This is a genomic window from Allocoleopsis sp., from assembly GCF_036703385.1.
Lineage (GTDB): Bacteria > Cyanobacteriota > Cyanobacteriia > Cyanobacteriales > Coleofasciculaceae > Allocoleopsis.
On the sequence record NZ_DATNPA010000366.1, the window covers coordinates 1 to 15,011 of the forward strand.

Annotated in this window: 14 protein-coding genes; 6 read left to right on the top strand and 8 right to left on the bottom strand. The window is 46.9% G+C overall.

Annotated elements, in window-relative coordinates; genetic code table 11:
• Together V6C93_RS18120 and V6C93_RS18125 are read right to left on the bottom strand one after the other, a co-directional pair.
• Positions 1 to 502 (bottom strand): caspase family protein (locus V6C93_RS18120; protein WP_333478073.1); only part of this gene is annotated, 502 nt, incomplete at its 3' end.
• 144 nt (positions 503 to 646) lie between these two features.
• The gene (locus tag V6C93_RS18125) at positions 647 to 3,238 is read right to left on the bottom strand and encodes a DNA topoisomerase (ATP-hydrolyzing) (RefSeq protein WP_333478074.1); all 2,592 of its coding nucleotides are present in this window, start codon (positions 3,236 to 3,238) and stop codon (positions 647 to 649) included.
• A gap of 135 nt (positions 3,239 to 3,373) precedes the next feature.
• Here V6C93_RS18125 and V6C93_RS18130 point away from each other — a divergent pair, with 135 nt between their 5' ends.
• Positions 3,374 to 3,778: a response regulator gene (locus tag V6C93_RS18130; RefSeq protein ID WP_333478075.1), complete on the top strand. Its 405-nt coding sequence runs from the start codon at positions 3,374 to 3,376 to the stop codon at positions 3,776 to 3,778.
• Between the two features lie 455 nt (positions 3,779 to 4,233).
• On the opposite strand, the gene V6C93_RS18135 is transcribed toward V6C93_RS18130, so the two are convergent.
• Positions 4,234 to 5,118, bottom strand: a complete 885-nt coding sequence (locus V6C93_RS18135) for a tetratricopeptide repeat protein (RefSeq protein ID WP_333478076.1) — start codon at positions 5,116 to 5,118, stop codon at positions 4,234 to 4,236.
• Positions 5,119 to 5,724: 606 nt separating this feature from the next.
• On the opposite strand from V6C93_RS18135, the gene V6C93_RS18140 reads away from it, so the two are divergent.
• From V6C93_RS18140 to V6C93_RS18150, 3 genes are all read left to right on the top strand, one after another.
• A complete protein-coding gene (locus V6C93_RS18140; protein ID WP_333478077.1) occupies positions 5,725 to 7,173 on the top strand; it encodes an efflux RND transporter periplasmic adaptor subunit in 1,449 nt (482 codons plus the stop codon).
• A gap of 188 nt (positions 7,174 to 7,361) precedes the next feature.
• Positions 7,362 to 8,579, top strand: coding sequence for an ABC transporter permease (locus V6C93_RS18145; RefSeq protein ID WP_349262755.1), 1,218 nt, complete (start codon positions 7,362 to 7,364; stop codon positions 8,577 to 8,579).
• A gap of 1 nt (position 8,580) precedes the next feature.
• Complete coding sequence (locus tag V6C93_RS18150; RefSeq protein WP_333478079.1) at positions 8,581 to 9,342, top strand: ABC transporter ATP-binding protein; 762 nt, start codon at positions 8,581 to 8,583, stop codon at positions 9,340 to 9,342.
• A 97-nt stretch (positions 9,343 to 9,439) separates the two neighbouring features.
• Here the strand turns inward: V6C93_RS18150 and V6C93_RS18155 are convergent, their stop codons facing one another.
• Positions 9,440 to 10,315 (bottom strand): DUF4388 domain-containing protein, encoded by an 876-nt coding sequence (locus V6C93_RS18155; protein ID WP_333478080.1) that lies wholly within the window; start codon positions 10,313 to 10,315, stop codon positions 9,440 to 9,442.
• A gap of 434 nt (positions 10,316 to 10,749) precedes the next feature.
• Between V6C93_RS18155 and V6C93_RS18160 the strand changes: the two genes are divergently transcribed.
• Positions 10,750 to 10,872 (top strand): hypothetical protein, encoded by a 123-nt coding sequence (locus V6C93_RS18160; protein WP_333478081.1) that lies wholly within the window; start codon positions 10,750 to 10,752, stop codon positions 10,870 to 10,872.
• A gap of 357 nt (positions 10,873 to 11,229) precedes the next feature.
• Here V6C93_RS18160 and V6C93_RS18165 read toward each other — a convergent pair whose 3' ends face one another.
• From V6C93_RS18165 to V6C93_RS18180, 4 genes are all read right to left on the bottom strand, one after another.
• Positions 11,230 to 11,769: a GTP-binding protein gene (locus V6C93_RS18165; protein WP_349262756.1), complete on the bottom strand. Its 540-nt coding sequence runs from the start codon at positions 11,767 to 11,769 to the stop codon at positions 11,230 to 11,232.
• A 2-nt stretch (positions 11,770 to 11,771) separates the two neighbouring features.
• Positions 11,772 to 12,629 (bottom strand): DUF4388 domain-containing protein, encoded by an 858-nt coding sequence (locus V6C93_RS18170; protein ID WP_333478082.1) that lies wholly within the window; start codon positions 12,627 to 12,629, stop codon positions 11,772 to 11,774.
• Positions 12,630 to 13,116: 487 nt separating this feature from the next.
• Positions 13,117 to 13,488: a roadblock/LC7 domain-containing protein gene (locus V6C93_RS18175; protein WP_015185294.1), complete on the bottom strand. Its 372-nt coding sequence runs from the start codon at positions 13,486 to 13,488 to the stop codon at positions 13,117 to 13,119.
• A gap of 390 nt (positions 13,489 to 13,878) precedes the next feature.
• Positions 13,879 to 14,409, bottom strand: a complete 531-nt coding sequence (locus V6C93_RS18180) for an orange carotenoid protein N-terminal domain-containing protein (protein ID WP_333478083.1) — start codon at positions 14,407 to 14,409, stop codon at positions 13,879 to 13,881.
• A gap of 219 nt (positions 14,410 to 14,628) precedes the next feature.
• Between V6C93_RS18180 and V6C93_RS18185 the strand changes: the two genes are divergently transcribed.
• The gene (locus V6C93_RS18185; RefSeq protein WP_333478084.1) at positions 14,629 to 14,877 is read left to right on the top strand and encodes a hypothetical protein; all 249 of its coding nucleotides are present in this window, start codon (positions 14,629 to 14,631) and stop codon (positions 14,875 to 14,877) included.
• The last annotated feature ends 134 nt before the right edge of the window (positions 14,878 to 15,011 follow it).

Sequence of the window (15,011 nt, forward strand, 5' to 3'; positions counted from 1 at the left end):
AAACTAGCACATTCTTGCCACCATCGCGAGAACGTATCCGCGTATCTCTAGTCGCCCCGCCTGAAAAACAACTATCTAAAACAGCCGTGACATTTTCACTTTTCAGGGCAGACATTAGCAAGAATAAAGTATGCCCCATAATATCTTTCACAGACCCTCCCACCTCCGGATATCCGTCAGGTAAGTTACCATCCACCGGCACAAATGTCCCATTCAGCCCTTCTTGTCCTCGCTCAACGACAATCGGCTTTGGGTCAAAGATACGCGAACCATGCCCGGAATAGTGATAAACCACTACATCTCCCGGTTTGGCTTGTTTAATTAAATGTTCTTCAAATGCCGTTAAAATTCCTTCCCGTGTCGCTTTTGTATCGGGCAAAACCAAAATATCTTTCGGATTAAACCCAAAGCGATAAATCAACAAATTTCGCTGCAAATCTACATCGTTGAGACATCCTTCTAGGGGGTTCGAGGCAGTGCCTCCCCCAGACCCCCTGCACAAAGGTTGGTTGGTAAAGTAGGAAAGTTCTTAAGTCAGTGCCATTTGGCTTAAGTCGTGCCATTCGACTTAGTTTGTATAGCCGTGATTTTCCGATGCTGACAGAAGAGCGATATTTTGGCTTGAATTCAGTTTTTTAACAGGGGTTCATGCGTCATTATTAATCGCAGTGACGGCGAGGATTTTCTCGTCTGACTTGAGTTTAACGATGCGATCGCCTGTTCCATCTTTTCCGTACAATTTCACCGATTTCATGGGTAAGCGCTCCACCCGCTCAGCACTAGTAATCAGTGCCACTTCCGACGTTCCCGACGCGGATATCATTCCCACCAAACTATCCGTAGCCGTCTTAAATTGTAGTGCTTGAGTTCCCAAGTCGCCCCGATTCGCCTGCCTAATTGCACTCACAGGTAGGCGCTTGCCATAGCCTTGCTCGGAAACGAGTAAGAGATTGTCTTGTGCCGAAAGCGTCGCGCAACCCACCAACCGTTCCTTACCTCGCAGCCGCAAGGCTTGATTGCCTTGAGCGCTACGTCCCATCAGGGGTAACTGAACATCATTGACCTCAAAACGCAAAACTCGTCCATTGCTTGTTGCCAAGGCTAGTTGCTTACCCGGTTGAGCAAGGCTGACGTATTGCAGATGGTCGTCGTCCTTGAGCTTGGCGACAGTTGTACCCCGCATTGTGAGGTTCGTTAACTCAGAAGCGAGGACACGCTTAATTCGCCCCTGTTGAGTGAGCAAGATGAGCGAAAGGGTTTCTGGTGCATCCGGCAGGATAAAGTAAGCAACTACGGTTTCTGATTGCACGGCATCGGGCAACAATTTCACTAAAGGAGTGCCTGCCTGGAGTCCAGCAGCGGGTGGGATATCCCGAACCTTAACGGGATAAGCTTTTCCGCCGCTTGTGATCACTACTAATTCCGCCCGCGTGACTGTAGTGAGAGTCTCCACTACCAAATCATTCCCTTTCTTGAGGGAGCGGGTTGATTTTGGGTCGGATGTGGCACGTTGCCGCAACACACATCCTTGATGAGTAAATTCCAAAATAGTCTGTTCATCCTCAACAGAGAATTCCGGAAGGGGAAGTGTAGGTTGATTGGAGTTTTTCTTGCTTCTGTGGTTTCCCTTCTCCTGACTCCCTTCTCCCTTCTCTTGGCTCCTGACTTCTGACTTCTGACTTCTGCCTCCCTTCTCCTGACTCCTGACTTCCTCCGCCTTAACTTTCACCTCTTGGACGATAATTCTAGTCCGGCGAGGATCGGCGTACTTGCGTTTGAGCGATCGCAAATCTTTTTTCAAGGCTTTGAGCAACTCGTTGCGATCGTTGAGTAATCGCCGCAACTGACCAATCCTCGCCGTTAGTTCTTCAAACTCCGTCTGCAATTTTTGCCGTTCTAAACCCGTGATGCGTCGCATTGGCATCGCCAGTATGGCATCGGCCTGAGCTTCAGTGATGTTTAACTCATTTTGCAGAGAAATCTTTGCCGTCGTCCCATCGGGAGCATGTCTGAGGATATCAATAACGGTATCGATCGCTTGGAGACAGGTCAATAACCCTTCGACAATGTGCAGGCGTCTTTCGTTCTGCTCCAGCTCATAGTTATATTGCCGGGTAAGGGTTGCCTCTCTAAAAGTTAAGAATTCCTCTAATAACTGTCTTAACGTCAGCTGGCGCGGTTGCCTGTCCACTAACGCCAGCATGATCGCGCCAAAGGTTGTTTGCAGCGCCGTTTGCTGGTATAGCTGCTTGAGAACGGTGTTGACATTAGTGTCTCGCTTGAGTTCTATCACCACGCGCATCCCGGAGCGATCGCTCTCATCTCGCAAGTCCGCAATTCCTTCTATGCGCCCCTGATTGACCAGTTCAGCTACCTTCTCAATCCAACCCGCTTTATTCACCTGGTAAGGCAGCTCATTGACCACAATCGCCGAGCGCCGTTGTTGACGCCGCCCTCGACCGGCTGCAATCTCTTCAATTCGAGCAACACCCCGCACGAGGATGCTGCCACGGCCTGTGCTGTAAGCCTCCCGAATTCCCCCAATCTCGACAATTTCTCCTCCCGTGGGAAAGTCCGGGCCCGGAATCAATTCCCCTAATTTTTCGTCAGATAAATTAGGATGGTCAATCAAAGCAATCAGTCCATCCACGACTTCGCCCAAGTTATGAGGAGGAATATTGGTTGCCATCCCCACAGCAATCCCAGAGCAACCATTGAGCAGTAAAATCGGCAACTGAGCCGGTAGCACCACTGGCTCTTGCTGAGAACTATCAAAATTGGGGATAAAATCAACAGTTGCCTCCCCAATTTCGGAGAGGAGTGATTCATTACCCAAGGGAGAAAGTCGCGTTTCGGTATAGCGCATCGCTGCTGGTGGGTCATTATCCACCGAACCGAAGTTGCCATGACCGTCGAGGAGGGGATAGCGTGTAGAAAAGATTTGTACCAGACGCACTAATGCGTCATAAACAGCTTGGTCACCGTGGGGATGATATTTTCCTAACACGTCTCCCACAACACGAGCACACTTGCGATAAGGCCGATCTGGTGTTAAACCTAATTCGTGCATCGCATATAAAATACGCCGATGAACGGGTTTGAGACCGTCGCGAACATCGGGGAGTGCCCGTCCAACAATGACACTCATGGCATATTCAAGATAAGACCGTTGCATCTCCGCATGTAAAGCTGTGGGGATGACCTGACCGGTCGCAAGCAAGTTGAGCTGTTTTGCCATGAGTTAAAGTTCCCTAATTTCTGACCACCAAGTGATGACGGAGTGCCTGCCAGGATGGCAACATGACAAAGTCCCTGTCAGACTTATTATCAAATCGCACATTTGAAAACGACGACTTTCAGCAAGGCAACGCCCATGAAAACCGTTCTGATTGTAGAAGACGATCCCATTAATGCTCGTGTTTTTTCTAAGATTCTCAGCAAGCGGGGCGGCTTAGATGTAAAGCATACCGAAGATGTGGAAGAGGTGATGCAAATTGCTCAATCTGGAGCAGCTGACATTATCTTGATGGATGTTTCCCTATCCCACAGCGTTTACCGGGGTAAGGCCGTAGATGGCATTAAGATTACCCAGATGCTAAAAGCTGATGCTCAAACGTCCAATCTACCGATTATTTTGGTTACGGCTCACGCTATGGAGGGCGATCGCGAAAATTTCCTCAAGCAGAGTGGTGCTGATGGCTACATCTCCAAGCCGGTTGTTGACCATCAACAGTTTGTGGATCAGATTATGGCTTTACTGCCGAAAGAGACCTCATAGGGTTCCCTACGCCTACTTTAATCCGTTCGAGGTGATATGCCTCCTCTCGAATTCAACTTAGATCGCCCCTGAGCGGAAACGACTAAGTACATATGTACTACTTAACAACCATTTCGGCAAGATATTCGCCGGACACGACGAGAAGTCTCTCGGAGGTAGTACTCTCTTCCCACAAACGAATAGGGGGAGTCGAGGGCATAGATTCTCTCATCTAAAACGGGGGCAGAAAGCGCCCGTGAACGCTGTCAAGAAACGAGTCAAAGGATCTGGAGAAGCAGGGGAATAGATTTTTCATCTAAAACGGGGGCAGAAAGCGCCCTCGTGAGGGTTTAGGAGCAACAGGTTCCCCCCAACCCACCAAGAGCATCTAACCGCTGTCTAGAGACTCTATTCGGGCTCAAGAGGAAGCCCGATCTACAAGCTTACCAAGACTGGGGATTTTACGACTGGGGATTTTACCGAGGGGTAGGTTCCAGGTTTGGAGGCGAGGCTTGATTTTGGGCAATACTGGCTTGTATTTTGGGGTTGGCCAGAAATTTTTGGGTTTCAGAGAGCAATCGCTCACCCCAAAGATTTTCCTTCAGGAAATCTACGTTAGCATAACGACTATCGATGCGGATTGCCGTTTCTCCTAGCGCAATTCCCTTATCTTGATCCCCTTTAGCATACAGCGCAACAGCCGCTGCAAGCCTGGGTTCTGCGGCTTGATCGTCAATGGCGATCGCAGCTTGCCATCGTTCAATCGCGCCCTGAACATCGCCTTGTTCATATTTGACCAGACCAATGTTGTTGATCGCTGGCCAAAATTTCTTTTCTTGAGCGACAGCTTTTTCATACTGAGCGATCGCCTTGGGATACTCTTTGAGCATGTAGTAAGAATTCCCCAAGTCAAACAAGGCTTCTGGCACATTGGGTTTAATCTTTAACCCAGCTTCCAACTCAGCGATCGCTTTAGGATATTCGGCTTTTTGAAAACGTGCTGACCCCAAAGTAAAGTAAATTCCCGCCTCTTTGGGATCTAAGGATCTAGCCTGCTCTAAGGCTTTAATTCCTTTATCAAACTCTTTGTTTTGCACATACAAACTCCCCAAAATAAACCAGGTTTGAAAAGCTTTGGGGGCCAGTTGAGTTGCTAGCTCCGCTCTAGGCATCGCCAGTTCATATTGCTGGAAGCGTACCAACTGAACCGCATCCTGAGCTAGATTCAAGCCCTGCTGCTCTAGTTGCTTTGAATCCAGCTGAAGGGCGTAGGGCACGAGAGCCTGTCCAGCAACCGGTGCTTGCGCACTCACTAAACCCAGAAGAAGAAAAATAGAAATTAAAGGAATATGCTTGGGCACGGTGCAGCCTCTAAAGACAACAAGGAAAGGATCTTCAGCTAAATTAGCGCATAATCGATGGGATTGTGGCTGAAATCTTAACCAAAAATTTGCCTTAACCGAACGAGGGAACTTGAAGTTCCTCCTCCCTAAAGCTCTAGTGGAAATTAGGATCACTAGGGATTAGGGACTCACTTGCTGGAAACAAACCGAGCCGCTGCCTTTTCACCCGATGGGATGAACCAATTGGAGGAAGTGGCAGCCCGATGGAAACAGCCAAGCTAGGCAAAGGAACACTCAAACCTATCATGATAGCCTTTTCTTCAAAAAGAAATGCTCAAAAAAGTCAAATTTTGTCAAGTTTGAGAAGCTACCGCAATCAGCTCTTTTTTCTTGGAAATTCCGTACAGTCAGGGGTTGGCTAGAGTAAGCGGGACGTTCGATTGAAACCGCTAATATAAAGAAAGGTAAAGTTGAGTAGCGCGATCGGACAGGGAAAACGTCTAGCGGTGAGCGGAGTACTGTCTTTTGATTCGAGGGAGTTCTAGCGAGTAGAGCCCAGCGGATTAGATACCCAACTCCTAACTACCGATCTCTGTTTACAGCCGGATGGGAAAGCAGCATTACATGGAACTTCCACTAATCGGTAAAGTCAAACAACCGCCCTCTTGGCTCATAGGGCTGGTAACCGTTGGCATTTTGGGCGTCGGTGGTGCAACTCACTTGGCTCTGGAGGCGAGGAAACCTAAAATCGACCTCAACAAACTAACCGTACCCGTACAAGCCGAAACTCTAACGCTGCGGATTACCGATATCAGTGGGACTGTGGTACCGATTCAAAATGTGAACCTTAGCCCCAAAACCTCTGGTCGTTTAGCCAAGTTGTTTGTGGAACAGGGCGATCGCGTCCAGGCTGGGCAACAAATCGCACTGATGGAAAATGCGGAATTGCAAGCGCGATTAGCTCAAGCTCAAGCCAACCTCAATAAAGCACAAGCCACTTTAGCCGAGGCGCAGGCGGGGAGTCGTCCGGAAGAAATTAACCAAGCCAAAGCTCGTCTATTGCAAGCTCAAGCTCGACTGGAGTCAGCGCGGGGTGGAAATCCCCAAGAAATTGAGCAAGTCAGGGCGCAAATCGAAGCCGCCCAATCACGATTAGCCCTGGCTAAACTGAGAGCCGATCGCTATCGCAATTTAGCCTCACAAGGCGCTGTGTCCCTAGATAGGCGGGATGAAGCCCTAACCGAAGAGCGGAACGCCCAAGCCAATCTACAAGAAACACAACGGCGTTTAGAGCAGCAGCGAAACACCAAAAGGCCAGAAATTGACCAACTCGAGGCGGCTGTAGCCGAATCACGCTTTAATGTAGAGCAGTTACAACACGGGAAGCGTCCCCAGGAAATTGCTCAGCTCAAAGCAGCGGTTGATGCGGCGAAAGCCGATGTGATATCCGTGCAAGTCCAACTACAAGACACGAGTATTCGTGCGCCCTTTGCCGGAATTGTGACGCAAAAATACGCAACCGAAGGAGCCTTCGTTACCCCAACCACCTCAGCGTCCAGTAATACTTCAGCCACTTCAACTTCAATTGTGGCACTGGCTAAAGGGCTGGAAATCGTCGCCAAGGTTCCAGAGGCTGACATCGGACAAATCAAACCTGGACAACAGGTGGAGTTTGAGGCAGACGCCTTTCCTGGCAAAGTCTTTAAAGGTCGCGTACAACGTGTAGCACCAGAAGCCGTGATTGATCAAAATGTCACGTCTTTTGAGGTGCGGGTGGCGCTTTTAACGGGTCAAAACGAGCTGCGATCGGGCATGAATGTTAAACTCGCCTTTTTGGGCGAAAAGGTCAGCAATGCCTTGGTTGTCCCTGTCGTGGCGATTGTCACTCAAAAGGGGGGCGAAAAGGGTGTCTTGGTGCCCGATGAGAATAATAAACCGAAGTGGAAACCAGTGACGATTGGGCAACAGATTCAAGAGAAATATCAGATTTTGGGGGGATTGCGACAGGGCGAACGGGTATTTCTTGAGCCACCTGAAGATTTTCAACGGAAAAAGAATCAAGAGAAGAAATAAGCGTTCTCAAGGATGAAATATGAAGTAAAAACAGGGTTAAATTATAAAATCTTTCTAGCATAATCCTATTTGATTGGTAAGGAACCTTTTTTACAAACCACAGAGGCACAGAGAACATAGAGAGAAGAAATAAAGTGTGTTGCCAATGATTGAGGATTACTATATTTTAATTTTTAGTTAATGAAGATATGGATTTATTAGAAAGTATAAAAATGGCAGGAACTACGCTAGTGGCTAACAAACTGCGTAGTAGCTTAACAATGTTGGGCATTATTATTGGTAATGCTTCAGTGATTGCAATGGTGGGAATTGGACAAGGTGCCCAAAGGTTAGCTTCTGAGCAGTTTGAGACTCTTGGTCCGAACCTCCTGTTTATTGTTCCCGGTTCTCAACAAACTCGGAACACGACATTGAACCTACCGAAGACGCTGGTGCTCGCCGATGCCAAAGCAATCGCAACTCAAGTCCCTTCTATTAAAGAAGTTGCTCCTCAGATTAATTCCAGACTTTTAGTTACCTACCGCAACAGAAACACCAACACGGCGATTACTGGCACAACACCGGAATTTCTCGTCGTTAGGAACTTTGATGTTGCTAGGGGTCGGTTTATCACGAATTTAGACTTAGAGCGGAATAACCAAGTTGTAGCTTTGGGCGCTGACGTGGCGGAGAAACTATTTGGAAATAGTGACCCCATTGGGCAGACAATTCGGATAAAAAATGTATCCTTTCAGGTGATTGGGGTGATGGAGCCGAAAGGGGCTTTCTTGGGAGACAATCAGGATGACACCGCCTTCATTCCCCTCACGACAATGGCGAATCGAATCGTGGGACGAACGTCTCCCTACGGGTTAGAGCTAACGTTCATCTCCGCCACTGCCAAAAATCAAGACAGCATTGGGGCGGCTCAGTTTCAAATTGAGAACTTGCTGCGACTGCGGCACAAAATCACGGATGAGGATGATTTTACCGTGAGAACTCAGAAGGATGTTCTCAAGATTGTCGGCACGATTACTGGCGGACTCACGCTACTTTTGGCAGCGATCGCGGCAATTTCTCTGCTCGTAGGGGGTATTGGTGTAATGAACATCATGCTAGTCTCAGTCACGGAGCGTACCCAGGAAATCGGACTGAGAAAAGCGATCGGCGCTCAAGAACGAGACATCTTGATTCAGTTCCTGATTGAGGCCGTGATTCTCTCTGCGGCAGGTGGCATCATCGGGACAGCGTTGGGAATTAGCGTAATTCAGCTGGTTGCGATGGTTGGCCCCCTGAAAGCAGGAATTTCCCCTGTGGCAATTCTTTTGTCTGTCAGTGTGTCCGGTGGCATTGGTTTATTCTTTGGCGTCGTACCAGCACGGCGGGCGGCGAAACTTGACCCGATTGTTGCTCTTAGAAGCGCTTAATATGGACAATAAACTCAACCTCCACTCAGCCGTTTTTGAGTCTCCCAGAAAACCTGTCGTAATCCGCCTAGAGGATATCTTTAAAGTTTACGGAATCGGCAATACCGAAGTTCGCGCCCTCAACGGCGTCAACCTGATTGTGGAGGAAGGGGAGTATTGCTCCATTATGGGAGCATCCGGTTCAGGTAAATCCACAGCCATGAATATTATCGGTTGTCTTGACCGCCCGACATCGGGTCATTATTACCTAGATGGAGTCGATGTCTCTGGACTCGCTGATGCTGAGTTAGCCAAGATTCGGAATCTCAAAATTGGCTTTGTCTTCCAGCAATTCCACTTGTTGGCTCAATTGACAGCGCTAGAAAATGTGATGTTACCAATGGTTTATGCGGGTGTCCCCAATGCTGAACGACGGGAGCGTGCAACAGCGGCTCTGAAACGGGTGGGGTTAGAAAACCGTCTGAATAATAAACCAAATCAGCTGTCTGGGGGTCAGCAACAACGGGTAGCGATCGCCCGTGCGATTGTGAATAAACCTGTCTTAGTTTTAGCCGATGAACCGACAGGAGCGTTAGATTCTCGTACCACTCAGGAAGTCATGGATATCTTCACCGAACTCAATACGAGTGGGATTACGGTTGTGATGGTCACGCATGAGCCAGAGGTGGCGCGTTTAACCAAGCGCATCGTTTGGTTCCGTGACGGCGAGGTGATACATTCCCATCTGACTCCCGCAGAAATCACTCAGGTGGCAGTCTCTTAACTGAGTGTACTTCGTGCTAATGGGTGATTAGTAATAGCAAAGTCATAACGACGTAGGAGCATCTCAGTAATCCGGAAAAGCTCTTATCCATAACCCATTAACAATTACTGAGGGTGGGCTGAGTTACCACTTTGCTACGCAAGAACCCTACTAAGCTTTGCACAAATGAGGGACTGACGTTTTGTTTTTCCTCGTCTTCGAGGACTTGTGCGGGTAAGGGTTCTACTTCTTGAGTGGGTAGAGTGCCAACAAGCAAGGGCACTTCTTCGGCTAAACCGATGGTAATGAGCCGGAATGCGACTTGTTGTACTTTTTCTACGGGGAGTCTCAGCTGTCGTGCGATCGCTCCCAGAGACATGGTGCCTTTGGTGTACTCCCAAACTTGCCACTCTAGGGTATCTAAGCGATAGGTCGGTTGACCTGCAATGATACTGACCAACCCTCCATTCGGATCAGGTAGTTGATCGACCAAGGCATCCCAGTTCTGTAGTACGCGTAGCCCCGCTAATACGGCTTCTGTTGCCAGTACACTAAAACCCGTCATTTCTCGTGTCGGGATTGGTACGTTCGGCTCAAATTTAAATTCCGCCTCCTTGAATTGCAGCAAGGCACACACCCCGCTCAAGACCTGAAATTGGAATAGCCGTTTCAGTTGTTTGGCTTGTAAAACCCCTTGATTTTTGAGGTATAATCCCAAAGGTTCATTGATTGGGCAGCACCAATGGACTAATTTATCAAATACGCGATCGCTGACCCACTGGCGTTGATCGATCAACGAAACTAAACCCTGCTGATCGAGCCGATTAGAGGCTGCCACGATACGACCCTGGTACACCCAAATGTAATGAGATTGGGGCTTCTCTTGGGCGCTCAACTCTGGGTGTAGTGTGAGCAACCCAGTTTTGTGCCCTTTTTCGAGCAACTGAAAGATTTCGGGTAAGGAAAAGTCTGATAGATGACCTGTAATGGACATGGCTGTTTAATCGAAGGCTAAAAGACACAGAGTTAACTAAGAAATCAGTAATGGCATAGGTAGCTCAACAATCTTCTTAACATTACGTAATATTAATATAGGCTTCGCTGTTTTCTGCATCAATCTCTCGATAGAGACAGGGAGTTCTTTGCTCTAGAGCCATTTATTACCCAAGACATATCCTCAAATTCTTAGTTTTTTTAGAAAAAGGTTAGACATTTTTAGAGAAAAAATTGCTTAAAATAGCAAAGTTGTTTTTAGATGACCCCTGCCTTGTCTAACCGGAAACTGGCTCCTTTTAGACCAAGGATTCAGTCAACTAAGGATTGGCGTGCTGACATTTTCCCTCGCAGAGTTGAGGAATTCCTCTATCATTGAGTTGATCGAACCTGGAAGGGCAATAGGTATTTATACAGCTTGGCAGGTTTAGAACAATGAAATCTGAGACACTGGCTAGCACTTTTCCTGTTCCTGACGAAATAGAACGCCCTGATTCTGAAGAATGGGCTGAGATGGAGCAATCGTCTGTTGAAAGTTTAGGGATTTGGCTCCCTTAACGCTATGACTATAGGACTCACTACCTCAACCTGAGTTTTTGATATCTTAGCCGACTTACCTGTAATTATAATTACGGAATAATTAAGAAGTTTAATTTTGTAAATTCCTGATACTTTTTTTGGCCTGCCCAGCACTGGGCTATAGTGATAGGGTATACAAAATCAATTTACTTATTTAGTTTAGAAGTGGAAATTAGACAATTAGACTGAGATGTGTACTGTGTTGCTTGCAGCACGAAACTAGCTCAACAAAAGCCTGAAGTTTTCAAGCTGGGCGTCAACAACCAAGGTTAATAGGTAATGATGTTTAATAACCTAAGTAAAAACTAATAAAAAACGCTGAATTTTACACAAAAATTAAACTGCCGAACTTTGCATAAAATGTTCTAACAAAACAATTAATGCATTAATTACGGATTCTTTCTGATTGGCATTGAGTGTTACGAAAGGAGGCCGATTTTTCTCATCGACAAAGCCCAAAGCAAGCGCCACATTTTCTACAGACCAGGCTCCCTCACAGTCCATATGGGTTAGACCAATGAGCAGAGGAATTTCTACCCGCTGATTCATAAAAGCGAGAATTCGACGAGCCAAGCGAAAATCACTGGGGCGATGGGCTGCCACTAAAAGTACGTAAGCGTGAGCTCGACGAATCAGGATATCCCACATGAAATCGAAGCGAGATTGTCCTGGGGTGCCATACAGGTGCATTGCCATTCCCGGAGCAAATTGCAGGCGTCCAAAATCCATAGCCACTGTTGTTCTTGTCTTGATTTCGGCAGCTGGGCCTGTCGCTATACGATCTGTATCGACGACAGCGATCTCACTGACGGAACGGATAAACGTGGACTTCCCGGCACCCACTGTCCCGGTCACAACCAGACGCATGATTTCCACGCTTACTTGCTCCTCAGGAAACCTAGCAAGTTTTGCACGAAGGAATTGCTGAGGGCTTGACCCGGATTATCCTTGCTACTCTCTGTCGGCACTGTGACGTCTAGCACCTCGTCTCCTGAAACTCTAGACCGAGAGGGAGCAATCATGGGTACTTCTGCAACTAAACCTACGCTGATGAGCCGAAAAGCGGTCTGCTGAATAATTTCTATAGGTTGTTTAAATTGGCTTGCGATCGTATTCAGAGGAACAGAGCCATTCGCTAATTGCCACAGCCGACCTTCTAGAGAATCTAGCCGTAAGTGACGCTTGCCGATCACCACCCTCGATAGGGCTGAAGTGGGTTCGGGTAGCTTGTCTGCCAATGACCTCCAGTCTCGCAACACTCGCAGACCCATCAGTGTTGCTTCCGTCGCACTAAGGCTTAAGCCCGTCATTTCTGTTGTTGGTAGAGTTGCTTTTGAGTCAAATTTAAACCGAGCATCTTTGAGCCGAAATAAAGCACAAACTTGCTGAAGCACTTGGGCATGGAACAGCAGCCTCAACTGCTCTGGTTGCAAAAACCCTTGTGTCTTTAAATAAAGACCAATAGGTATATTAGCAGGACAGCGATTAACCTGTTCACGTATCACTTCAGGGCTGATCCAGCCCCGTTGACAAATCATCGCAAGTAAGCACTGCTGATCCAGACGCTTGGTAACCGCGACAATACGACCCTGGTGAATTAGGGCATGTCGAACTCTTGGCTCTTGGCTAGGATCAAGCTGAAATCGAAGAGTGAGCAATCCAGTTTTACTACCTTGATCGAGGAATTGAAAGAGTTCCGGTAGGGAAAATTCTGACAAACTACTCGTAATTGCCATCGTTTTTCACGTCTTTCTAAGGATTGGGCGAAAATAGGTTAATCTTCTCTTATTCTCAAATTAATGTGAAGAAATATCAACTTTTTGTTACGTTGTCTTCGGTTTAGCATCTAAGCTTATGATAACTATCTAAGTTTTCAATTTAAATTACAGTCGAATAGGTGATGATTTTGCTCACAACGATACCGCTCGCGTCCGGGGTGGTAAAGCCTCGAGTCTCGGCAATCATCTTAGTTAAAGCTGCCTTAACACTAGTGTTCCCACAATCACGACACAATTCACCAATTTTCAGATAATTTTTTAACGATGCCATTGGCGGCTAGTGACATGGTAATGATTGAGTCCTAGCCTAACCTGGTACAACAAAATCTACTCGGTGACCCAGGAGCCAGCAAGTGACTTACAGCTGGCTCATCTGCCTTCTTGGGTAACAGTTTGAGTACAATTCCGAATTCAAGGCTGAGGACTGAAGGACGAACAGCTTGCTTTAGTTTAAAGCTGCCTTCAACTCAGGAATAACGCGCTTAATTTCCAGCATCAGTACTCCTTGTTTAGCGGCCTTACTCGCTAAGACGAGTAAGACGGCATACTCGCCACAGTTAGTGAGGATACCATAGCCTTGATCGCCCTCAACAAAGATACGGTCTAGAAAGCCTCTAGCCAATTCACTGCCGATGCGCTCACCCAAGGACAGCATGGCAGCTGACATAGCTGATACTCGTTCTTCATCCATCTCGCCCGGTAAGCTCGATGCTAAAGGGAGCCCGTCAGGAGAAACAAGAGCCGCCCCCTGGACATCGCTTGCACCCGTGACAAAATTTTGGAGAATGCTCTCAAGCTTGGCTGTGTTAATGGTCATTTTCATACCTCCTAATCTATGTGTTTAAATGCCGAGGTTCGCTAATCAAGAACATTTTTTATGTCCTCAATCACAGCTTTAAAAAAGTATAGGGTTTGAAAAACCCCAGGATTTTATTGAGAAATTTTTTCAAGAGGAAAAATAGGAGGCATTTACAAACAGATTAGCTGGTGTAGGACTTTCAGCCCATAAATGAGTAGCGGGGTTAAGGGGAGGTAAGCCAAGTAAGATGAAAATTTGAGGCAGTTTATGGATCAGGAGTCGAATAGAAAAAAGAGTGCCCAACTAGGCTCTAGTAAGAGCCCTGTTGAACACCTTATCTAGGATTGTTCGACCAGATGCTTAAATAACAGACCGATGTCAAGCGCTTGTCGAATAATTCTCTCTATCCTAAAGGCTGGAGGTCTTACCCGTCTCCGCCTGCGTTGGAATCGGCTTGACATCGCTGTAGCCCATATTGCCAGCTATGTTGCGCAACAGTGAAATTTGTCCCTCAAAGTCAAGTCCTTCAATTTGGGAAAGGGTATCGTTGATCGATTGATTAGGTTGATAGTCACTGGGTATATCTACTACAGTATCACCCATTGCCACAGCCCAAGCATACCAGACTAGTAACTGATTGTTCTCGGTCAGCGCCCCGTAGGCACGAGATAGATCTGTCTGTTCACGGTTAACAATTGATCGCATAACCGCTAGCTGAGCCTCATTAGACATTTCAAAAAATTCTCCTAACAACCGAGGAGCCATTTCTGGGTTAGCGGCAGTGGGAGCAGCAGCTGTAATAGAGTCCCCCATTTTTTTATAAACATAGTAGAGCAGCGCCAGTTTATCATCGGTGCTTAAGCCGTCAAACGATTGCACTACTTTTTTGGTACCTTCGGAACGGGCTGAGGAACGAGTTGTTTCTTGAGCTGGAGACATATTAAATAATAGATGAATGCGTTCAAACTTTAGAATTATCAAAATTTTCTAATACAAATCGCCATCCAATAGAAAGAGTTCACTCAAGTGGACAGGGCTAAATATATCTTCCTTTATATAGAGATAAAAGATATCTCTAAAGAGTCTAAAGCTATGGGGATCGGCCTTGGTACGATGAGGTAGACAATTTAAAAAGTGCAAAAACAATAGGAGTTGACAATGACGGAAGAACTGAAAGTAGATCCGAAGCAGGCTGTAGGACAAGAAGCTGAATTAGCAGCTCAGAATATGGAAGAGGGAACAGAGAAAACACCAGAAATCGATGTAGACGCAGACTACGAAGCTTCAAAACAATACAACGTCAGCGACATTGATAAAAACCAAACGGGTACGGGAGCCGCTGCGGCTAATACTCCCAATGAATTTCGGCAGATGACCAAGGACATAAATTCCCCAGCAAATCCATAGATAGTTAAATTAGAAAGTTTAGTTTCGTCGAAAAATAGTACTTGTGTTCATGATTTTAGAGTTGCTTTGAAGAGAGTCCTGGTTTCGAGAGCGATCGCTGCAAGGGGAGTTCGCTTAGCCCAACCGCACTCTTA

Excerpts from the sequence above, each read along its gene's own strand:
- V6C93_RS18140 (WP_333478077.1), top strand. The coding sequence starts at position 5,725 with ATGGAACTTCCACTAATCGGTAAAGTCAAACAACCGCCCTCTTGGCTC.
- V6C93_RS18125 (WP_333478074.1), bottom strand. The coding sequence starts at position 3,238 with ATGGCAAAACAGCTCAACTTGCTTGCGACCGGTCAGGTCATCCCCACA.
- V6C93_RS18155 (WP_333478080.1), bottom strand. The coding sequence starts at position 10,315 with ATGTCCATTACAGGTCATCTATCAGACTTTTCCTTACCCGAAATCTTT.
- V6C93_RS18175 (WP_015185294.1), bottom strand. The coding sequence starts at position 13,488 with ATGACCATTAACACAGCCAAGCTTGAGAGCATTCTCCAAAATTTTGTC.
- V6C93_RS18170 (WP_333478082.1), bottom strand. The coding sequence starts at position 12,629 with ATGGCAATTACGAGTAGTTTGTCAGAATTTTCCCTACCGGAACTCTTT.
- V6C93_RS18130 (WP_333478075.1), top strand. The coding sequence starts at position 3,374 with ATGAAAACCGTTCTGATTGTAGAAGACGATCCCATTAATGCTCGTGTT.
- V6C93_RS18145 (WP_349262755.1), top strand. The coding sequence starts at position 7,362 with ATGGATTTATTAGAAAGTATAAAAATGGCAGGAACTACGCTAGTGGCT.
- V6C93_RS18180 (WP_333478083.1), bottom strand. The coding sequence starts at position 14,409 with ATGTCTCCAGCTCAAGAAACAACTCGTTCCTCAGCCCGTTCCGAAGGT.
- V6C93_RS18160 (WP_333478081.1), top strand. The coding sequence starts at position 10,750 with ATGAAATCTGAGACACTGGCTAGCACTTTTCCTGTTCCTGACGAAATA.
- V6C93_RS18150 (WP_333478079.1), top strand. The coding sequence starts at position 8,581 with ATGGACAATAAACTCAACCTCCACTCAGCCGTTTTTGAGTCTCCCAGA.
- V6C93_RS18185 (WP_333478084.1), top strand. The coding sequence starts at position 14,629 with ATGACGGAAGAACTGAAAGTAGATCCGAAGCAGGCTGTAGGACAAGAA.